Source organism: Chlamydia poikilotherma (assembly GCF_900239975.1).
Taxonomy (GTDB): Bacteria; Chlamydiota; Chlamydiia; order Chlamydiales; family Chlamydiaceae; genus Chlamydia; species Chlamydia poikilotherma.
The window spans coordinates 679,295-699,371 of the sequence record NZ_LS992154.1; the positions used below are offsets into that span (position 1 = coordinate 679,295).

A 20,077-nucleotide genomic window follows, 5' to 3' on the forward strand; every position below is an offset into this window, starting at 1 on the left:
TTGATTCATCTGATCCTTTTCCCTATACTAGGTTTATTCGTTTCTTCTACTTATAGAGATCGATATGACAGATGTATTAGTCATAGGTGCAAACCCCACGGGTCTCATTTTAGCAAACATGCTGATTCAGCATGGTATTCTTGCAAAAGTTATAGACCATCGAGATTCTCCAGAGGATCCCGGTTTTATAGACTGTAGGGAATTGCCTGTTGTTTTGTCCTGCTCTTCTCTAGAACTTTTAGATAACGCAGGCCTATTGGATAATCTTATAGAAAAGGGTCATAAACTCTTTGGTGCTCGTTATCACTGGAAGAAACGTACTGTCTTGTTTAAATTTAACCAAGCATCGGAATCCCGCTTCCCCTTTGCTTTGTCGACCTCTTATCAAGAACTAACCAGGCACCTTATCCATAAGTTTGAAGAACAAGGTGGAGCTATACATTGGGGCACACGTCCTGTTACTTTGGTAGACAATAGCATCTTTATTGAAAGTACTAAGACATCACAAAATTTCGAGAATCGAGAAATTTATAACCCTAAATGGGTAATTGCTGCTGATCCTGACGCTGATCCTGATATTCGAGATCTCTTTAAAACCCAGTTAAAACTACGCAAACAAGCAAAAGAAATTCTTTTTGTTCACTGTGATGAAGGTGAACCTTTTGAAGAAAGCCATATTCATCTTGTTCCTAGCTCAAAAAGTTTCTTAAATTTTGTCTTTTATAATCATGAGAAGGGATCCAAGCAGCTTTGCTTAACCAACACTCCCTATCCCCTATCAGTTAAACACAAGCAAAAGCTTCTCTATAATTATAATCTTGCTGTTGCGGATGAACATTATCATGTAAAATCTGTTTTCCATCAGTACCCTACGGACTACAGCAATTTCCTGTTTGTTGGGAACCTAGCCAATAACTTGAATTTCTCTTATCTTACGGGAATAAATTCAAATATCCATGCTGCCTTTAACTTAACATGGAAGCTTATTCCTGTTGTAAAAAAAGCTGCCTCAAAATACCTCATAACAGCTAAAGAAAATGAAAGTGGAAATATTCTTCCCCATCTTAGTGAGAAAAGACAGAGACGCGCTAAAAATTTATTGTTTTCCAATCTTTATGCACCAGCCCTTATGTATTATTTCTTAAAGGGTTGTCGTCAACTAGATGTTTCTGGAGGGGAGTATTATTATCCTCCACACAAGGCATTGAAATATCAAAATAGTGATATTATTAAAATGTCTTCTCAAGATAAAGAGGTTCTTGGACCCGGTCCTGGAATGCGTGCTATTAACGCTCAGCTTGAAAACGGGAGTTATCTATTAGATGGTTTGAAGAGCACTAAGCATCTTCTGATCTTCTTTAAAGAACGTAATGACCTAGAACAGGCTCTCAAAGAAGAGTACGGGGAGTGGTTAGAGGTAATTGTTACCAAAGATCAAAAAATTTCCAATCTTTATCATGCAAATCCGGATTCATTATTTATTATCCGTCCCGATTGCTATATCGGTTATAGAACACATAAGTTCAAATTACACGAGCTTATTTCCTATCTATTGCGGATATTTGCCGCTGAGAAACTAGATTAAGAGAATACTGTATCTGAAAATTTCTGGCTTTCCAGATACAGTAAACTCCCCTTTCTCTACCTAATTGTCAATCTCATCTGAGAATAATCTATCTCGAAGTGTAGCTTTCTCTTGAACTAGTTGCTGTTTTCTTATCTGCAAATCTTGAAGTACCTGCGATAAATTTCGTAGTTCACCCTCCCAGGCTGCACGATTTTGAGCAAACATCTTATCCTTCTCTTCAACGACACTGGAAACTTTAATAAACTGCTTCTGCGTTTCTTTAACATCCTGTATCTTTTGTGTAGTCAGTAGAGCTTGAACTTTAAAATTCTTTATTACGCGCATTAAAATGTACTTAGGAAGCTTCACTAGTTTTCCATACAGATCGGGCAGATTCTCTTGATTATCAGAAGAACTGGAGCTGTCACAAGCTCGAATAACCTCTAACACATTAGAAATCAGATTTTTATTCTCTGTCTTCTCGACCTTCTTATTTATCCACTTGTGCATTCGTTTGATTGCTAAAGAACATAGATAATGGCGACCCAAAGTGATATTGATTCCAACGATCTCCTGAAGAGATTGTTTCTCTCTCATCATTTGTGCGCTTTTAATAAAGTTCTCATCTCCTAACAATGTTCCGTAAGCTAATGGAGATACCTGCCTTTCTAGATCTAAGTAAGAAGAAAGAAGTCTTTTGGCCTTCTTATACTCTTCGGAAGAAATCTCATCTCCAGAATCTATCTTCAATTTGAGAAGTTTAAGCTCTTTCAAAGCATCTTGAGCCATGGAACTTCCTTTCCCATGGATAGTAGAGGAAGAAAATTCTAAGAATGGAGAGATATAATTCACACCTAAGAAATCCAATACTCTCTTACGCACCTCGAGTTCTTGCTCACCAACTATGGATCTTTCAGAGATAAAATGTGGTCGTTGCGATCCTGCATCTTCACCAGATAGTGAAGCTGCCCTAGCAAGCTCAAGGCGAGAAAGCCGGTCTCTACGTGTTTGATCTAACCTTACATCGTTATTTCCTAAACATGCAGACACCTCTAACGCATCTCGGAGATCTTGAAGATTTCCTCTATCAGCGGCTTCTTTAACTACATTATCAAACTCTCGCTTGGCCTCTTGCACATCATTAGGGCTGGTGTTTGGATTGTGAATTTTAAACATTAACTGAGTAAGAAGATCAAGCTTGGCCTTAATTTCCTGAGGATCCGTTTGTGCAGCGGGCACTTGTGATAGCGCTTGGGTACAGATATCTACCATTCCCTGGCTCTCAACAAGATTTTTTTCCAAAACAGAAAATTGTGCTTTAGCATCGTCAAATTGCTTTCGCAACCGCTTACAATAAGCAGATTCCTGCTCATAACGTGTCATCTCAACACTATAGCGGAGACGATAATCTACTATCTTATTCTCCTCTTGCTCTATGCGAGAAATCTCCATTGTAATCTGGTCTAAACGATGCTGACGTGCAGCTATAGAAGCCTCTCTAGCGGGATCTGAAGGTTTCGTAACTACTCTATTTATTGCAGAATCCCGTCCTGGTTGAGAGGAAGTGTCCGGTTGGATCTCTTGAGCAGCTTCTGAGGCAGACTTCTTACGATCTATAACACTTTGAAGATCGGTGGTTCCAAAACGTTTCTTAATACTTTTATCTAAAGATTTGGAAGAACTTTTAAGTTCTTTGATCGATTTTTTGAAATCGTCTTTCTTATCAATAGGGGAACCGTCTAGATCTTTGATAATCCCCCTAGCCCAGGCCTGCTCATAACCTTCCAACTGCAAGATATCTTGAATCTGAGAGAGACGCTGAACATCTGGATTATCAAATTCTGAGGCAAGAATTTTTGTTGACGGAAGCATATCTTTTGCCAGAGATGCCGCACGCACATCAAAAGTCTTTTTCTCAATTATATGATTAAAGAACATTGGAATAAGCTGTAAGACAAGAGCCACAGCACTGATACCTATGGGCAACCATACCATCTGGAATGATAGCAGGGATAAACTGACAATAAGAAGAATCAAACCTGCAACGAACATGACAATAGACTGTCCCATATTCCATTTACTGGCGATTTTTTGTACCTGCTTTAAGAAACTATCTAAATCTTTATTACGTGTTTCCCAGAAACTCTTACCAACTTTCTGAGCATCCCTAACCGTCTGCGTAGTACTCTCTGCAGCCTCTCTTTGCTCCGTAGCCGACGTATGTGCAATACCCTCACTACGTACGGACAATAATTTTTCTAAATCTCCTAATTTAGTAGATTTAGGACTATGCATTACTGAAAATAGATGGTTAGATGCACGAATCACCTCCTCAACAACAATTTTGTCAGGGTCATTTAAAGACTTCTCTAACTCTCTCATACCTCCACAAAGAGCCTCTATCTGAACAATACCATCATCAAGCAACGTAGTGATACTTTCGTGAGATCCGGAAGGCTGTCCTTTAATTGCGGCTGTGAGTTCTGCTGTTTTTTTCTTGGAGGCGGCTTTTAAAGACGACTCTTTGCTGGTAATTGCCTGTAACAGCATCGATTTCCCTGAGGTGCCCTCAGTTTGAATCCTTTGTCCTATAGCCTGGATATTAGGAATTACGCTTTCTAATTCGTTAATTAGGGTTTTAAACTCTTCGGACCACGCGGTGATCTCTTCTTTAGTAGGAAGGTTTTGAGAACCTCCAAGAGCACCATAGGTGGTATCTAAAAATCTACGACAACCATCTATGAAATCTTCAACATCAGAGGCCTGATGATGTGTTTTTGATAACTTATCAATTTCAGACTCTATCGTAGAATAACTTTCAGAAAAGTCATTCATTAAGACTCGGCTCATCTTCTGAGCTTTAAAGTTATTGTACTTCTCGCTCCACTGATCAACCTGTTGTCGTGCTTTTTCTAAATCTTGTTTAATCTCATGCTTTTCTTTGAGAATCTCTTCTACGGATTTTGCAGATACAGCTCCCCAACTATCTCTATTTACCAAGTTTAATAGCTGATCTATAGAGCTTAAAATTCTAATACGTTGATTATCAGGATGTTTCTGGATGGCCTTTTCCATATCCATCCGGACAAACTTTCCAAGCTGTATACATTTATAGATCTTGTCGAATAAAGGACTCAAATTCCCTAAGCTTGAAAGATAACCGATAAACTTTTGCTCTGCCTTATTCAATAAATCTGCAGGTTTCGCGTGCTTATTCCCCAAGGATTTACACATCTTCTTAAACTCTATTTTTATAGATTCTTGAAGATTCGCATTCATTCTATTTACATCTACCGAATTCCCAGATTGATGTTCTGTGATTATAGCTTCAAGCTGAATAAGGATACTTCTCACCATAGCCTGGCGAGGTTTATCCATTCCCTCATGAATATTGAGCTTATTTGCACCTGCCACAATTTTTTTATGTAGATCGGGATCTGCGGGGTTCGCCGCTAAGGTACAAACATCCGTTTTCCAGGTTTCAAACTGCATCAGCCAATCGGCAAACTGTACTTGATTGATATGGGTTTGCAGCTTTGTGAACATATCTAAGCTAACATCAATAGTTTGTCGTTCCTGAGATAAATATAACTGTGTTGCAGGAGAGACTTCACATAACCAGGAGGAAAGCGTCTTACTATGTAAATACGTACGCTCATATTGATCGATAGATTGGCGGATCTCCAAACCAATTTTATTCCCGAATCCACAAATGCTCATTAAAGACTTAGCAAGATCTATGAAATCCATTCCTGGAAGTAATGTAGGTAAATCTACCCCGGTTTCTCGCAGGGCAGAGTTAGAAAGACCTCGTAAAGCTGCATAGGCAGAATTATTTTTTAATAATTCTACCTTAGCGTTCAATACATCGGTAAGACGTTTTTGCCACGCTGCATCATTGACATTATCCACGCCTAAAAGTGCTTCACACTGATAACGTGAGTTTATTTCCCCTGATAAACCTAAATTCTGATCTAAAGAGGCGCCGCCATCAAACGAATTTTGATGCATATCTGGACGCAATTGAGCAAGCAGCTTTTCTTTTAACGATCCCCCTTTAGGAAGCTCAACATGATACTTAGATAAAGTAGAGCTTTTGAGATCTGGATGTTTGCTAAATAAATGTCTACGATAGACCTGTAGTGAACGATATTTTAATCTTATTTCCTCGCAACGAGATCTTAGCTTATTGGTGACAGCTGCACTAATTAAAGATACTCCTAAAGTAATCACAATAGGAATCCAGATAGATACATTGAAAACCATAGCTACTGGAAGGACAAAGAGAATCGCCATCCCAATCACTGTCAGAATAACAAGAGCAATCTTATATAAACGCATCTTCTTGAGATCCGTCTGTTCCATGGAGGAGATCTCTCCCTCTACAGTATCTAAAAGAGCTTGTTGAGTGGTTAGGGAAGAACGAGGCCCCTTAGCCTCTGGACTCAATGGAGATGCTGGGGAAGCCGGAGAAGCCGGAGAAAAAGAGAGCCACTGAAGAAGGGTTTGATTAGTATCTCCGTTGGCTAGGAAAATAGACACAGGCTACCTCGAGATATAGCTATATTAAAAATATGTTTAATTTTAGATAAACATTATAACCTCATAAGAATTTATATTAAATCATATAAGGAGGAATAGAGAGGTTATTTACTTAATAATGAAAGTTAAGAACTTAACAAAAAGATAAAAAAGCAAGATTTTAGCTAGGGTAAAGGATTTTTAACAAATCACTCTCGGTTAAAATAGAGATCTTAAGCTCCCGAGCCTTTGTCAATTTAGACCCTGGGTCCTCCCCAACAACAAGATAATCTGTGCCTCTAGAAACTGAAGAACTTACCTTACCTCCACACTTACGAACAGAGGCCTCAGCTTCAGATCTTGTCATTTTTTCAAGAGTACCTGTGATAACAAAGGTTTTCCCTAAACATGATGAACTTTCCTTATGATACGATAAGACATTTACCCCTAGGGAAAGCATTTTTTGAATCTCCTCAATATTGCCTTGTTGACTAAAGTAGGCAACTATAGACTCAGCAACCTTATCTCCGATCCCTTCAATAGCTTTTAGCTCCTCTAAAGAAGCACCCATCACAGCTTCTAAAGTAAAAAAATGATGAGCAAGAGCGGCGGCTCCTCCAATACCAACATAGGGGATTCCTAAGGCCGCAATAAAGCGATCTAGAGGAACCCTCTTAGCCTTCTCTATGCTCTTAAGAACATTCTTCACAGATTTGTCTTTGAATCCCGGTACCTGAAGGAGATCTTCTTCGGTAATTTGGAAAATATCACAACATCTATGAATTATTCCGAGATCAAAGAGCTTTGTGATTACTTTTTCCCCGAGACGATCAATATCTAGAGCTCCTCTTCCAACAAAAAAACGAATTTTCTCTATAGCTCCTGCAGAACACGAAGGATTAACACAACGAACAGAAACCTTATCAGATTCACGAGTTACCTTTCCATGACATACCGGGCAATATTCTGGCATCATCCAAGGTTGGCTACCCTCAGGGCGTTTCTCTAAACATACGCCAACAACTTTAGGGATGATTTCTCCGCCTTTTTCTACATATACAGTATCGCCTATACGGATATCTTTCCTCTCGATTTCTTCTTCATTATACAAAGAAGCTCGTGAAACTCTTGATCCTGATAAAAATACTGGTCGCAGCTTAGCCACAGGAGTTAAAACTCCGGTCCTACCCACTTGAATTAAGATATCTTCTAAAATCGTCTCTCCCTGTTCTGGAGCATACTTATAAGCCAAGGCCCAGCGATAATGTTTTGCTGTCATTCCCAAGGTTTTCTGAGCCTCGATACTGTCCACTTTAATCACAACACCATCAATTTCCATAGGAAGCTGATCACGAAAAACTTCCACTTCATCAAGAGATTTCACTACTTCATCTATAGTTTTACACTTTCGTGGCTGTCCAAATACAGGAAATCCCCATGCCTCACATAGCGCAAGATTATCATAATGCGATTCTGTATTCTCATTACACAGGGATCCATAAACAGAGATCTCCAGATTTCTTTGTGCCGCTTCTTTAGCAGATAAAAGCTTTAATGTACCTCCAGCAGCATTTCTAGGGTTAGCAAACTCTGGCTTTTCAGCTTGTCTTTGCGCGGCGTTTATCTGCTCAAAAATCTCTCGTGTGAAGAATACCTCACCACGAACTTCAAGAAACTCTGGGGCCTCTTTTGGCAAGCGGAGAGGAAGAGAGCGTATTGTACGAATATTTGCTGTAATATCTTCTCCCTTACGACCATTTCCACGACTTAAAGCTTGAACAAGAATTCCCTGCTCATAACGGATAGCCACAGCAATACCATCAATTTTCAGCTCAAGAGTGTATGAGGGATTATACCCTAGGGCTTTCTCTACACGAGAAAAGAAATCATTAAGTTCTTCGAGAGTATAGGCATTAGCAATAGAGAGCATGGGATGAGAATGCGTAATGACAGGGAAACTTCCCGAGGCACGATCTCCAAGCCGCATAGATGGAGACCATAATACCTTCCATTCGGGATACTGAGCTTCTATAGCAAGAAGCTTCTGCATTTTCATATCATAATCATAATCTGAAATTATGGGATTATGAAGAACATAATAGCGATAATCATCTTCTTCGATATCTTTACACAGAGATAAATACTGTTCCCTGGAATACATACTTTGCATGCAGTGTTTACTTAACTCCTTTTGCACAGCGGAAACCGTAGGTACTATTTACCGCTCCAGGATTATTGCGATGACGATGAGCACAACGAAGATCGTCCTTTAAGCTCTTCCAACATCCACCTCTCAATACGCGATAAACACCTTGGGGAGGGCCTTGAGGAACATGTGATTCTTGAGCAGAGATTTCATAGAAGTCATAGCCATACCAATCTTCACACCATTCATATACATTCCCTGCCATATCGTACAATCCATAAGGATTCGCAGGATAGCTCATTACTGCCGTTGTGTCCGAGCTAAAGAAGTTTGCCTGACTTTTATCTATTTCTTCGCCACAAGGATAACGCAGCTGAGTCACCCCTCCATAAGCAGCGATTTCCCATTCAGCTTCCGTAGGAAGTCGTTTCCCCACCCAGGAGGCATAACCCGAAGCTCCGTACCATGTAACACCAACAACAGGATGTTTAGCATAACCAGGTTCTATGACAAGCTTGCCAGAACGACGTTGTATTCGTGAATCTTTAAGACGAATAAGCTCGTTATAGTATTTATCTTGTTCGCTCCCGGAACATTCTAAGTAACGAACAAATTGCTCATTCGTGACAGGATGAATATCTAAGAAAAAGCTCTGTAAAAAAATCTCATGTACAGGATTTTCATCGCGTTGTCCTTCGCGACTTCCCCGTGTGAATTCCCCACCTTCGATGAATACCATTTCTGTAAATAAAGGCTGAGGCTTTACTTCTTCTTTTTCTTCTTCTACATAACGGCTGACAACAGGTTCCCGTATTAATAATGACTGTAGAGCATTAGAATAACTTTCATCTTCCCTAATAATCTCTTCTGTAGAATCTACAGAAGTATTCATAGCTTCGTCTATAGATTTTGCTTCTACAAGGACAAATTCCAAATGATCAGAAACTTCTTCAATTATTTGATTCTCATCTTCCTGCAAAATATTTGCCACACTCGGAATTTGAGGTTCTTCTTTTATCTCTCTTAAATCTTCTCTACATTGCGTCTTTGCAGTAAGGAACTGCTCTCCCAACGTCTTTTTCACAAGTAAAGGAGCCAATTTCTTGGGTCTTTTGTCTGCTGTATAACTTAAACAAGACTGAATTAATCGGTCCCAATCATAAATATAATCAGGAAAAGCTTCGGAAGATAAAGGAAATACTCCCTGGGGAAGCTGTCGGAATAAAAGAAAATATATAATCACTCCAAATGCATAGACATCTTCTGCGACTGTGCCTAAAGCACTTTCTGGAGCTTGAAATAGAAGTCTCTGCTTTAACTTATCAAAAGAAGATTTCTCAGAAGAAACTGTTAAAAGATACTGAGTATATTGATCCTTAAGCAAAAACGAGAACCCTAATTCTGGTAGAAATATCTTCGGGGATTGTCCTAAAAGATCTATATGTACAGAATCTAAACTTAAACCACCGTGAATTAACCCATTCGAATGAGCGTAGTCTAAAATTTCACCAAGCTGACTGGCGAGATCTTGGACTTCTAGTTCTGATAATCCTTGAGGACAACTGGAAAGATATTGCGTCAAAGAAAGCGTAGGAACTTCTTTTTCTTCAGTCACTAAAAAATATTGACCATCTGATTGCGAAACATTTTCTATAGAGATAATCCCGGGATGCCTTACTGTTGCCAATTTAATAATAGCTTCATGAAAAGCATTCATAAATGTTTGGGATGAGGAAAGCTCAGAATGAAGTAATTTTAAAATGTACCGTTTTTTTATAAAACGATGCTCGGCAAGAATATCTTGACACCACAAGCCCTTTCGCAAATAACAGAGAATCTTATAGTCACCTAAAAATTCAACTCCTATATCTTGCTCGCCATCCATGGGGCAAACTCCTTGCCTTTTTGAGATTTTCTATCTTCAGCTTATATTGAGCTAACTATAGTAAGGGAAAGGGATGATTGCAATATACAAGAATAACAAAAAAGGACTCAGGAAAGATTCTCCTTAAAGTCCTTCTTTGTCTAAAGAATAAATGAAATACTATTGGGTTTCTAATTTACAATTCTCTCTTAACCACAGTTGGTTATATTCCAGTATCATTAAAATAATAGTATAGCTAGAAAAACACTACTATCTACTCATTGATAACGGATTGACTAGTAGTTGCAGGTTCTTCTGTAACAAGATTTCTTGCTAGGGGTTCCTGAATTATTTTTCCAACACCACATAAACGAAGAATCATTATTACAACCCAAGATAAAAAGAGGATACCCAAGACAATCGCACATCCACCTGCCAATGCTGATGTTGGACAACATAAATTTAAAGTTGTAACTCCTAGAACTAAAATAGCGATGGCAAATATAGCTCCAACAAAAGTAATAATAGCCCTGCTAACATCCACACATTTACGCTCTGTCCGAAAAGCAGGGATTTTTTCTACAGATAAATCACAACGTCCTAAACCACCAAAAACATCTTTTACATTTTCAATAAAAGGCATCCAAACCCCTCTATTTGCATAAATATTTAGAGACAGCTTATAGATTATACAAACAGAATTCAAATATTCAATCAGAGATTCCTCTCTGATTGAATATCACCAAAAAGAAATAATCTTGCAGCAGATAATTGCGCTGCAAGACTTCTATTTAGATGCTCTGGATCAAAATAAACTTACGTTTCTTTTTTCATAAAAAATCACCTATATCCAATGATGCAGGATATAAATGGCACTAAATCCATGAAAAGCAGGGATCTTTTATAATATTACAAAAGATCCCTTGGGACTTATTCTTAGGAAATAGTTCTGATTAAGAATAAGCTATCACACAGGAAATGATTAATGTTACAACAAAAAAAATTCCAATCCACAAGATTAAATTGACTTTGAAAGAACATAAATCTCGCCTGTATCATAAGGAGATATGACTTTTTCAGAACGACTAATTTCGCAACCTATTAAGTCCATATTTGTGTTTGATTAGAAACGCATAAAAATCTCTTATGGTTTCTTATCAAACATACGTTTTAAAACAACAATACTCCAAGAAACACCAAGTAAAGACAGGGCAATAGTAAACAAACCGCAGTATAGAGATGTTCCACCAACAGCGCAACAAATACAACCGACTACAATCGATGCAATTGCCATAATAGCTACTAAAAGCACAAAGAACAACTCTAGTTATACTTGCACATAGGGATTCTTCTTTCTTAAACCCAGGAATAGCTTCTTTAGAAAAATCAACTTTTCCTAATCCACTACAAGCCTGTTTTATATTTGCCATACAGCTCATGATTATCTCCTATTTTTTTAATTTCAGAGGAACGATATAGAATGTTGAGTTTTAAGCACATAAAAACAAAAATCGCTTACATAATTAAAATCAACTTGAGAGGTCGATTTTAAAAGATAATCACAAAGAAGAAATTGCTTATTAATTAGATAAATTCCAATCACACATATCTAAGAAAAGGTTTCTTATATTTATATAGATCAAGAACCACCTACAAACGCGAATTTCCTCATAAAAAAACCGTTCTATAACCTTAAAGTTACAAAACGGTTATCACAAATTTAAGCTATTTATCTAAAGATATCTTAAATAACAGATTGACAGTCTAAGACCGTATTAGACGTGTTGGATAGTTTCAGTCAGAGGGGCTTTTCTAGCCCGAAAACTAGCGAATACACCATAACTCCAGTAGCATGCTAACATTAACAGAACTATTCCTAAAGCTATAGCAGCACCACCGGCTAATGACATAGCCATAAACGATCCCGCTGTGCATGTACCAATACCACAAATTAACGCACCAAAGCCAAGAAACAGGGCCACAAGCGTCATAATAACACGAGTAATATTCACAGATAATTTCTGTTTCACAAGATACTTTGAGCTAAAACCACTACAACCCAAACCATCGCGCATCTCTGACATAACTTGCTTACAAGACATAAAACACCTAAAACATTGATAATAAAATTCTTGTGAAAGATCTTAAACTGAGTAGATAAATATGCACCAATAGAAAATTTAATTAGATGTTTAACAAGAATGTACACTTTCTGAGGAAGTTGATCCTCGGCTTCTTTTCGGTATCGCGATGTCAAGAGCGCGTTGCAAATCACTCGCGAAAGAATGCCAACGCATTGCGTGACTTCTCCAGCTTCTCTCGATTTTTAACTCCCCCTGTCTCAAAAGCGCTGATGTAGCGGCAAAAGTTAACAAAGCTGAACCTAAAGCAAATCCCGTAGGCACTAGCCATATACTACAGCCAACAACTAAAAGTCCGGTAGCAAGAGCAACAGCTACAGCAAAGCACGCCACCCCTAAAATAGCGGTTGCAATCTCAATAATCATTCTATACGTAGGAACGACCCGAACCTTATTCATCTCTAATGTAAGGTCATCATACCTAGTACGGATTTGCTGGTGAGACATTTGAACAAGATTCACTGTTCTCTCTATATTAGTACTCATAAAACACGCGATTCATAAACAAAAAGACAACTAACTATATAGTAAATTAATATTAACCTCAATAAATCAAAATAGTAATATTAAGGCGCTATTAAAAACATTTTTTTACGAATTTCATGGTACAGAGTGAAGGATTTTTCATCCTCATACCGTAGCCCTTTATCCTCCAGAATCTTTGTTGCTATTAAAAAATATTTTTGAGCTTTTTCATAATCATGACGGTCACAAAGAACCTTGGATAATTTCAGATGTAAAGCGATATCATCCGCGGACTCTTTAGCACATTGCTCTAAAAGAGCCACGCCTTCGGCCGTTTTTCCAAGATGCATTAACACAGAAGCAAGTCTACGACGAGATTCGCAACATTTCGGAGAACGCTGTATAGCTTTCTTTAACGCTTCTTGATAGGAAATTATCTCATCATAGGTAGATCCAGGATGAGTAAACAAAAGTTTTAAGGTTGCCTTATCGATATTCCCCTGCAAGTAATCATAAGCTACCGATCCCATAGATTGCGCTTGAGAAGAACCCTTAAGAAGGATCTCGCCTGCCTTTTTCTGGCCTTTTAGGATTTTTACAACGCCCAGAAGTTCTTGAAGTTCATCGTCATCTATATACTCTTTAGCTTTTTCATAAGCGAGATCAGCTTCATGATACTGTTGCTTTTGCAAAGCAAAAGACCCCTGGTTGATAAATGTTAACCCTATCAAATCTTTCGCGGAGCGCACCTTTAATTCATCGATATTCAAACATTCGCAGTATTGCTCCGTAGGGAGATGTCTTCCTCCAGCAGTAGTTTCGATATTGATTTTTCCTCCACGGTATCTCAAGTAGATGTGACCTGGAGGCGTGACTGATTCCAAAGGAAGTTCCAAGCGTTGAGACAGGGACAAATATAAGGAAGAGACACCTAAGCAGACTCCAAATTTTCTATCCGCAACTGAAGAGAGGAAAGAAAATTCATCAGAAAACATTTCATTTTTTGATGGATAACGAATCCCTTCTTCATAAAAAAGAATCGTATTCAAAGCTTCTATCGTCGCCCTATGATAGGCTTCTGATCCTAAAGCACAATGTTCCTTATCCAGGTATCTTTGACGTTCAATATATGCACGTAATGCCAGAATATCTAAATAACGGGTGTAATGCTCTGCCTTACGTATTCCCTCTTCTCCAGGAAATTCAGCAAGCACTAAAGCTCTGGCGAGATCTTTTTCAGGAAGACTATTATCATCAGAATTACATAAAAAGATGACTCCTGAAAGCGACAGTTTTTTCATAACTAAAACATCTTCAGGTGAAAAAACATAATCAGGATTTTTAGATAATAAAATGCAATTAGATAGAGTGGTCAACTCATCAGTGGTCAACTCAGGGAAAAAATTCGCTAGTCTCTGTCTACTTTGATTATCGCCGTGTGTTATAAAATACGCACATAAACTCTCCAAACAATAAGGATCAAGATTCCAAAAGTCGTCGTATTGATTTTTTGAACTAGCTATCCCTTCACAAAATATCTTTGCTCCAAACCCTTCTATACAAACAACAAATACAAGAAAACCACAAAGCAGCCTTGGCATCATAAATATTCTTTCCTAGGTAACTTTAATCCAATATTTAAACTGACATAATAACTATACCAGACTCTTTCTGATATTTTGATTCTTTATTTGCCAAATGTCTAACTTAACAATAGATCGTGAAAAGAAATATTAGATAATTCCTATTTGGCAATCCTCTGAAAGAATATCTATCTTTTCAATGAGAAATACCAATATACAAGGTTTTCGTCTCACGAAAGCCAACTCAATCCTCTTGACTTTTAATTATTTTTATGATCGGTTAACGCTATCTCAATTCACCCAGAGCATGAAACATGAAACATCCAGTTTACTGGTTCTTAATATCTTCGGGGTTAATAGCCTCGACCTCATTGAGCTTGGCGCAAGCAGTAACCGAGGTTCTTAACTCCTCTGATAGTTATGACGGCAATGGAACATTCACTCCCAAAACAACAACACATACCACGAGTACAACTTATTCATGCGAAGGCAATGTTTGTATCGCTAATGCTGGGGATGGAACAGCCTTATCGAGTAGTTGTTTTACTCAAAGTGCTGGAGACCTCATCTTTGTCGGAAATGGATATTCTTTATGTTTTGATCATATCAATGCGGGAAATAATCCGGCAGCCGTTAACGTAAGTGCAGCCAATAAAACTCTTTCTGTAACAGGATTTTCTATATTTTCATGTTCTTTTTGCCCACCAGGGATAACTGGACAAGGAGCTATTAAATCTACAGGAACTACAACCTTCGACAACGACTCGAAACTTCTTTTTCAGAAAAATTGCTCAACAGAAAATGGTGGAGCCATTACTTGTAAAGGTTTTAATCTGAAAAACACTTCTAATTCCGCAGAATTCACCAATAACTTATCTCAAAAACATGGTGGGGCAGTCTATTCTAATGCCACTACCACTATTTCTAATAATAACCTTGTAACATTCATCGGGAATACTACTACAGGAACATCCGACTCATCTGGTGGAGCTATCTACTGTAGTGACACTACAACTCCTCCTGATTTAAAATTAGAAGGAAACCAACAGCTAGTCTTCTCAGAAAATTCATCTAAAGTCAGTGGCGGGGCTATTTACGCTAATAAACTTACCATCAATTCTGGCGGTCTCACTAAATTTTCTAATAACTCTGTGACTCATGCTAGCGCACCAAAAGGTGGGGCTATATGTTTAGCGGATACAAATAGTGAATGCAGCTTAACCGCAGATCTCGGAAACATTATCTTTGATGGAAATAAAATAATAACAACAACGGGCACCGCGTCAACGAAAAGGAATGCCATAGATCTAGGTACCGGGGGAAAATTTATGAAATTAGATGCCAAAGAAGGTTTTGGTATTTTTTTCTATGACCCGATTGCCAATAACGGAGATACTGCTTCTACTATAGAAATTAACAAAACTGCTGGAACGACAACTTACTCAGGTCAAATTGTCTTTTCTGGAGAAAAGCTAACAGACGAAGAAAGAAAAGTAGCTGACAACCTAAAATCCACTTTCAAACAAGCTGTTAAAATAGGGTCTGGGTCTCTTGTCCTTAAAGATGGGACAACAGTAGAAGCAAAATCCTTAGAACAAACAGGTGGTTCTGTGGTAATGGATTTAGGCACAACTCTAAAAGCCTCATCAACCGGTGGTGAAGACATCACTTTAACAAATCTCGTGATCAACACCGCCTCATTGGGGGGGGGGGGGGGTACCCTTTCACCAGCGCAAATCTCAGCTGACGCAACCAACAAAAGTGTTACAATCCAATCTATTAATCTAGTCGATTCTAACGGAAACGGCTACGAATATCCTATTTTCTCTACAACACAACCTTTCTCAGCAATAGAAGCTAAAGCTAACGGCACTGGAACAGCCACAATACCGACTACTAATTTAACTAACTATGTCCCACCCGCTCATTATGGCTATCAAGGCAATTGGACAACAACTTGGCAACAAGGGGGCACCGCCGCCACACAAACAGCTACTCTAAATTGGAAACAAACCGGCTATAACCCCAATCCAGAACGTCAAGGACCTTTAGTCCCTAACACATTATGGGGAGCCTTCTCCGACGTACGGGCTATGCAAAACCTTATGAATATTAGCGTCGATGGCGCCAATTATCAACGCGGCTTCTGGGTAGCAGGATTAGCGAACTTCTTACACAAAAGTGGAACAGAAACAAAACGGAAGTTCCGTCACAATAGTGCTGGGTATCTCTTAGGAGCCTTCGCTCAAACCCCTTCTGAAGATATCTTCTCTGCCGCTTTCTGCCAACTCTTTGGTAAAGACAAGGACTACCTTGTTGCAAAAAACTCTTCTAACATCTACGCAGGCTCTATCTACTATCAGCATACCTCCTTCTGGAGCGCTTGGGATAAACTGCTACAAAACACTATCGGTGCGCAAGCTCCTTTAGTCCTTAATGCACAACTCACCTACAGTCATGCTTCAAATGATATGAAGACAAATATGACTACAACATATGCTCCTCCAAATGTCGTCTACCCAGAGATCAAGGGTGATTGGGGTAACGATTGCTTCGGAGTAGAACTCGGCGCTGTTGTGCCTATCGATTCTCAATACTCTTCCTTATTTGATATGTATGCGCCTTTCTTGAAGCTTCAGCTTGTCCATGCTCACCAAGAAGACTTTAAAGAAAACAATAGCTCTGAAGGAAGATACTTTGAGAGCAGTAACCTTATGAATCTCTCCATGCCTATTGGAGTCAAATTCGAAAGATTCTCTGCAAACGATAGCGCTTCTTACAACCTAATTCTGGCTTACTCACCAGATATCGCAAGAAGCAATCCTGATTGTACAACCTCTCTGTTAGTTAGCCCTACCACAGCCGTCTGGACAACTAAAGCTTCAAACCTAGCTCGACAAGCCTTCTTAGTCCGCGCAGGAAATTACCTCTCCTTCAGCCAAAACTTTGAAGTCTTCAGTCAGTTCAGTTTCGAACTCAGAGGCTCCTCAAAAACCTACAACATAGACCTAGGATCAAAAATCCAGTTCTAACTCACCTCCACCTCCCCTGCCCCACCACGGGGCAGGGCCTACTTAGACCCACTGACAATGCTGATGTTCTACATAAAAAGCCCCTCTATCATACGAGAGGGGATCTAAAACAATGGATAAATAGCGATTACGTTAAAAAACTAACCTTCTACTTTTTTGAATAGTAAGACGTCTTTAGACATCGTAAGCTCTATAAAAGTATCGGATTTGATATCACCTTTAAGTAGAGCTTTTGACAATAGCGTAACTACTTTTTGTTGAATTAGCCGTTTTAAAGGCCGTGCTCCAAAAGAACTATCATAACCCTGCTCACTTAAATAAAGGATGACAGAATCATCCCAGGTTAACGTTATTCGTCTTTCTAATAGACGTTGCGCAACCCTACGCATTTGAATACCGACTATTTTAACAATATCTTCCGTATTTAAAGGAACAAAAGGAAGGATATCGTCAATACGGTTGATGAATTCCGGACTGAAGTATTTTTTTAATGTGGGGGAAACTACGGATAATATGGTCTCTTTACTTACCTCACTACCTTTCTTTGCGCAGTAATCAGCAAGTTCTTGAGAACCTATGTTTGAAGTCATAATAAATAAAGCGTTTTTACAATTTACCTTACGCTTCTTACTATCTGTAAGAATTCCTTCGTCAAAAATTTGTAGAAGAATATTAAAGACTTCCTTATCTGCCTTTTCGATTTCATCGAAAAGCACTACAGAATAAGGGCGTCGGCGTAAAGCTTCGGAAAGACTTCCCCCTTCTTCATAACCTACATAACCTGGAGGAGATCCTATCAATTTGGATACGGAATGTTTTTCCATATATTCAGTCATATCAAAACGTACCATTGCTTCTTCTTTATTAAACAAAAGATCAGCCAGAGCTTTGGCAAGTTCTGTTTTTCCTACTCCCGTGGGGCCTAAAAACAAAAATACTCCTAAAGGACGTTGCGGATCGCTAAGTCCTACACGTGCAGCGCGTATAGAATCACTAACTGCTGCTATCGCAAATGGCTGACCCACAACATGCTCTTCCAAAGATTCTTCCAAAACAAGAAGCTTTTCAGCTTCGCCTTCTAACATCTTTTGAATAGGAATTCCTGTCCAATTCGCCACTACTTGAGCAATAAGACGTTCATCCACCTCTTCTTGAAGCAAACGATTGTCTCTTTGATTTAAAGCTTCTTCATCTTGGCGTATTTCTTCTTCAAGAGCAGGAATTAGGCTATACCGTAGCTCTGCAACACGATTGTAATCCGCAACACGTTCTGCTTCTTCTTCAGAAAATTTCATATTTTCTAAAGAATTTTTCTTTTCTTTAAGACCCGCAATGAGTTTCTTTTCTTCATCCCAACGCAATCGTAAAGCTGCAAGCTCTTCTTTAAGTTGCTCTATAGACTGTTGCATAGCCTCAGCTTCTTCTTGATATGCCGGAGCTTTTTCACGCTTTATAGCTTCTTGCTTAACAATCAAAGCTGCGAGTTCGCGTTCTTTCTCGTCAATTGGCAAAGGCAGACTACCAATTTGCATGCGAATCAAACTCGCAGCTTCATCTATTAAATCAATCGCCTTATCGGGAAGAAAACGATCCGGGATATATCTATAGGAAAGAAGAACAGCAGCATTTAATGCTCCCTCAGTAATACGTACGCCATGAAAAATTTCATACTTCTCACGAAGACCGCGAAGAATAAACACCGCATCTTCTAGAGAAGGTTCTGTTACAAAAATAGGCTGGAAACGCCTTTCTAAAGCGGCATCTTTTTCAATATACTTTTGATATTCATTGAGAGTTGTAGCGCCAATACAATGCAAGGTACCACGCGCCAAGGCAGGCTTTAATAAATTCGCGGCATCCATAGCTCCATCAGTAGCACCAGCGCCCACAAGAGTATGCACTTCATCAATAAATAAAATGCTCTCGCCATCAACAGATTCTAGATCTTTAAGAACACTTTTTAATCGTTCTTCGAATTCCCCTCGATATTTTGCTCCAGCAATTAACGCCCCCATATCTAAAACATAGAGCTGTTTGCCTTTTAAGCTTTCTGGTATATCCCCCTGAACAATACGCAGAGCCAATCCCTCAGCAATTGCTGTTTTTCCGACCCCTGGCTCACCTATCAGCATGGGATTATTCTTAGTTCTTCGAGATAACACTTGGACAGTACGACGAATTTCTTCATCTCTACCAATCACAGGATCCAACTTCCCTTCCTTCGCCAATAAAGTTAGGTTCTTACAATACTTTTCTAGGCCCCTGAGATTATTTTCCGCACTAGGAGAGTCCATACGATTGCCACGCCTTGTATTAATAATGAGTTTTTTAAGATCGTCTAAGGATATTTTTACTGTTTTTTTCCAAGAAGCAAAAGGCTCCTTGTTGGATTTCCAAAAAGCTAATAATACATGATCTCCAGAAAGGTATTCATCTCCGAGATCTTTAGCCTCATGCTTCGCATCTAATAACAGACTTTGCAATCCTGGTGAAGGCTTTGGCATAGCGTCTCCTTCAACAACTGAAGGTTCTAAAGAAAGCGCTTGATCTACTGCAGAAATGAGTAATTTGGGATTGCTGTGAATATCCTTAATTATCAAATAAAATAGCGATTCTGTATTCTCTAAAAGACATTTAAGGAAATGGTTTTCACTTACGTAAGAGTTTTTTGCTGATTTAGCGAGCTCAAAAGCTTTTTCTAGAGCCTCGCTTACCGCATCCGATATTTTATCCATAAAACAACCCTAATACTCCGCTG

The 20,077-nt window shown here is 38.9% G+C and carries 11 protein-coding genes; 2 read left to right on the plus strand and 9 right to left on the minus strand.

Annotated elements, in window-relative coordinates; translation table 11 throughout:
* Window positions 1–64 precede the first annotated feature (64 nt).
* Window positions 65–1,585: an FAD-dependent oxidoreductase gene (locus C10C_RS03085; protein WP_117274384.1), complete on the plus strand. Its 1,521-nt coding sequence runs from the start codon at window positions 65–67 to the stop codon at window positions 1,583–1,585.
* A 60-nt stretch (window positions 1,586–1,645) separates the two neighbouring features.
* On the opposite strand, the gene C10C_RS03090 is transcribed toward C10C_RS03085, so the two are convergent.
* The 8 genes from C10C_RS03090 to C10C_RS03125 form a co-directional block, all read right to left on the minus strand.
* On the minus strand, window positions 1,646–6,109 hold the full coding sequence (locus C10C_RS03090; RefSeq protein WP_117274385.1) for a hypothetical protein: 4,464 nt from the start codon (window positions 6,107–6,109) through the stop codon (window positions 1,646–1,648).
* 160 nt (window positions 6,110–6,269) lie between these two features.
* A complete protein-coding gene (ligA, locus tag C10C_RS03095) occupies window positions 6,270–8,258 on the minus strand; it encodes an NAD-dependent DNA ligase LigA (protein ID WP_117274386.1) in 1,989 nt (662 codons plus the stop codon).
* 7 nt (window positions 8,259–8,265) lie between these two features.
* Complete coding sequence (locus C10C_RS03100) at window positions 8,266–10,119, minus strand: SUMF1/EgtB/PvdO family nonheme iron enzyme (protein ID WP_117274387.1); 1,854 nt, start codon at window positions 10,117–10,119, stop codon at window positions 8,266–8,268.
* Between the two features lie 253 nt (window positions 10,120–10,372).
* Window positions 10,373–10,741 (minus strand): hypothetical protein, encoded by a 369-nt coding sequence (locus tag C10C_RS03105; protein WP_117274388.1) that lies wholly within the window; start codon window positions 10,739–10,741, stop codon window positions 10,373–10,375.
* 501 nt (window positions 10,742–11,242) lie between these two features.
* A complete protein-coding gene (locus C10C_RS05235) occupies window positions 11,243–11,392 on the minus strand; it encodes a hypothetical protein (protein ID WP_231913633.1) in 150 nt (49 codons plus the stop codon).
* A gap of 481 nt (window positions 11,393–11,873) precedes the next feature.
* Window positions 11,874–12,200: a hypothetical protein gene (locus C10C_RS03115; RefSeq protein ID WP_117274389.1), complete on the minus strand. Its 327-nt coding sequence runs from the start codon at window positions 12,198–12,200 to the stop codon at window positions 11,874–11,876.
* Between the two features lie 90 nt (window positions 12,201–12,290).
* A complete protein-coding gene (locus tag C10C_RS03120) occupies window positions 12,291–12,725 on the minus strand; it encodes a hypothetical protein (RefSeq protein WP_174222211.1) in 435 nt (144 codons plus the stop codon).
* An 80-nt stretch (window positions 12,726–12,805) separates the two neighbouring features.
* On the minus strand, window positions 12,806–14,308 hold the full coding sequence (locus tag C10C_RS03125; RefSeq protein ID WP_117274390.1) for a transglutaminase family protein: 1,503 nt from the start codon (window positions 14,306–14,308) through the stop codon (window positions 12,806–12,808).
* A 293-nt stretch (window positions 14,309–14,601) separates the two neighbouring features.
* Here C10C_RS03125 and C10C_RS03130 point away from each other — a divergent pair, with 293 nt between their 5' ends.
* Window positions 14,602–17,319: an autotransporter domain-containing protein gene (locus C10C_RS03130; protein ID WP_117274391.1), complete on the plus strand. Its 2,718-nt coding sequence runs from the start codon at window positions 14,602–14,604 to the stop codon at window positions 17,317–17,319.
* A gap of 140 nt (window positions 17,320–17,459) precedes the next feature.
* On the opposite strand, the gene C10C_RS03135 is transcribed toward C10C_RS03130, so the two are convergent.
* A complete protein-coding gene (locus tag C10C_RS03135) occupies window positions 17,460–20,054 on the minus strand; it encodes an ATP-dependent Clp protease ATP-binding subunit (protein WP_117274392.1) in 2,595 nt (864 codons plus the stop codon).
* Window positions 20,055–20,077: the final 23 nt, after the last annotated feature.

Bases quoted from the DNA above. Each gene is read 5' to 3' on its own strand.
- C10C_RS03085 (WP_117274384.1), top strand. From the start codon at position 65: ATGACAGATGTATTAGTCATAGGTGCAAACCCCACGGGTCTCATTTTA.
- ligA (WP_117274386.1), bottom strand. From the start codon at position 8,258: ATGCAAAGTATGTATTCCAGGGAACAGTATTTATCTCTGTGTAAAGAT.
- C10C_RS03100 (WP_117274387.1), bottom strand. From the start codon at position 10,119: ATGGATGGCGAGCAAGATATAGGAGTTGAATTTTTAGGTGACTATAAG.
- C10C_RS03105 (WP_117274388.1), bottom strand. From the start codon at position 10,741: ATGCCTTTTATTGAAAATGTAAAAGATGTTTTTGGTGGTTTAGGACGT.
- C10C_RS05235 (WP_231913633.1), bottom strand. From the start codon at position 11,392: ATGGCAATTGCATCGATTGTAGTCGGTTGTATTTGTTGCGCTGTTGGT.
- C10C_RS03115 (WP_117274389.1), bottom strand. From the start codon at position 12,200: ATGTCTTGTAAGCAAGTTATGTCAGAGATGCGCGATGGTTTGGGTTGT.
- C10C_RS03120 (WP_174222211.1), bottom strand. From the start codon at position 12,725: ATGAGTACTAATATAGAGAGAACAGTGAATCTTGTTCAAATGTCTCAC.
- C10C_RS03125 (WP_117274390.1), bottom strand. From the start codon at position 14,308: ATGATGCCAAGGCTGCTTTGTGGTTTTCTTGTATTTGTTGTTTGTATA.
- C10C_RS03130 (WP_117274391.1), top strand. From the start codon at position 14,602: ATGAAACATCCAGTTTACTGGTTCTTAATATCTTCGGGGTTAATAGCC.
- C10C_RS03135 (WP_117274392.1), bottom strand. From the start codon at position 20,054: ATGGATAAAATATCGGATGCGGTAAGCGAGGCTCTAGAAAAAGCTTTT.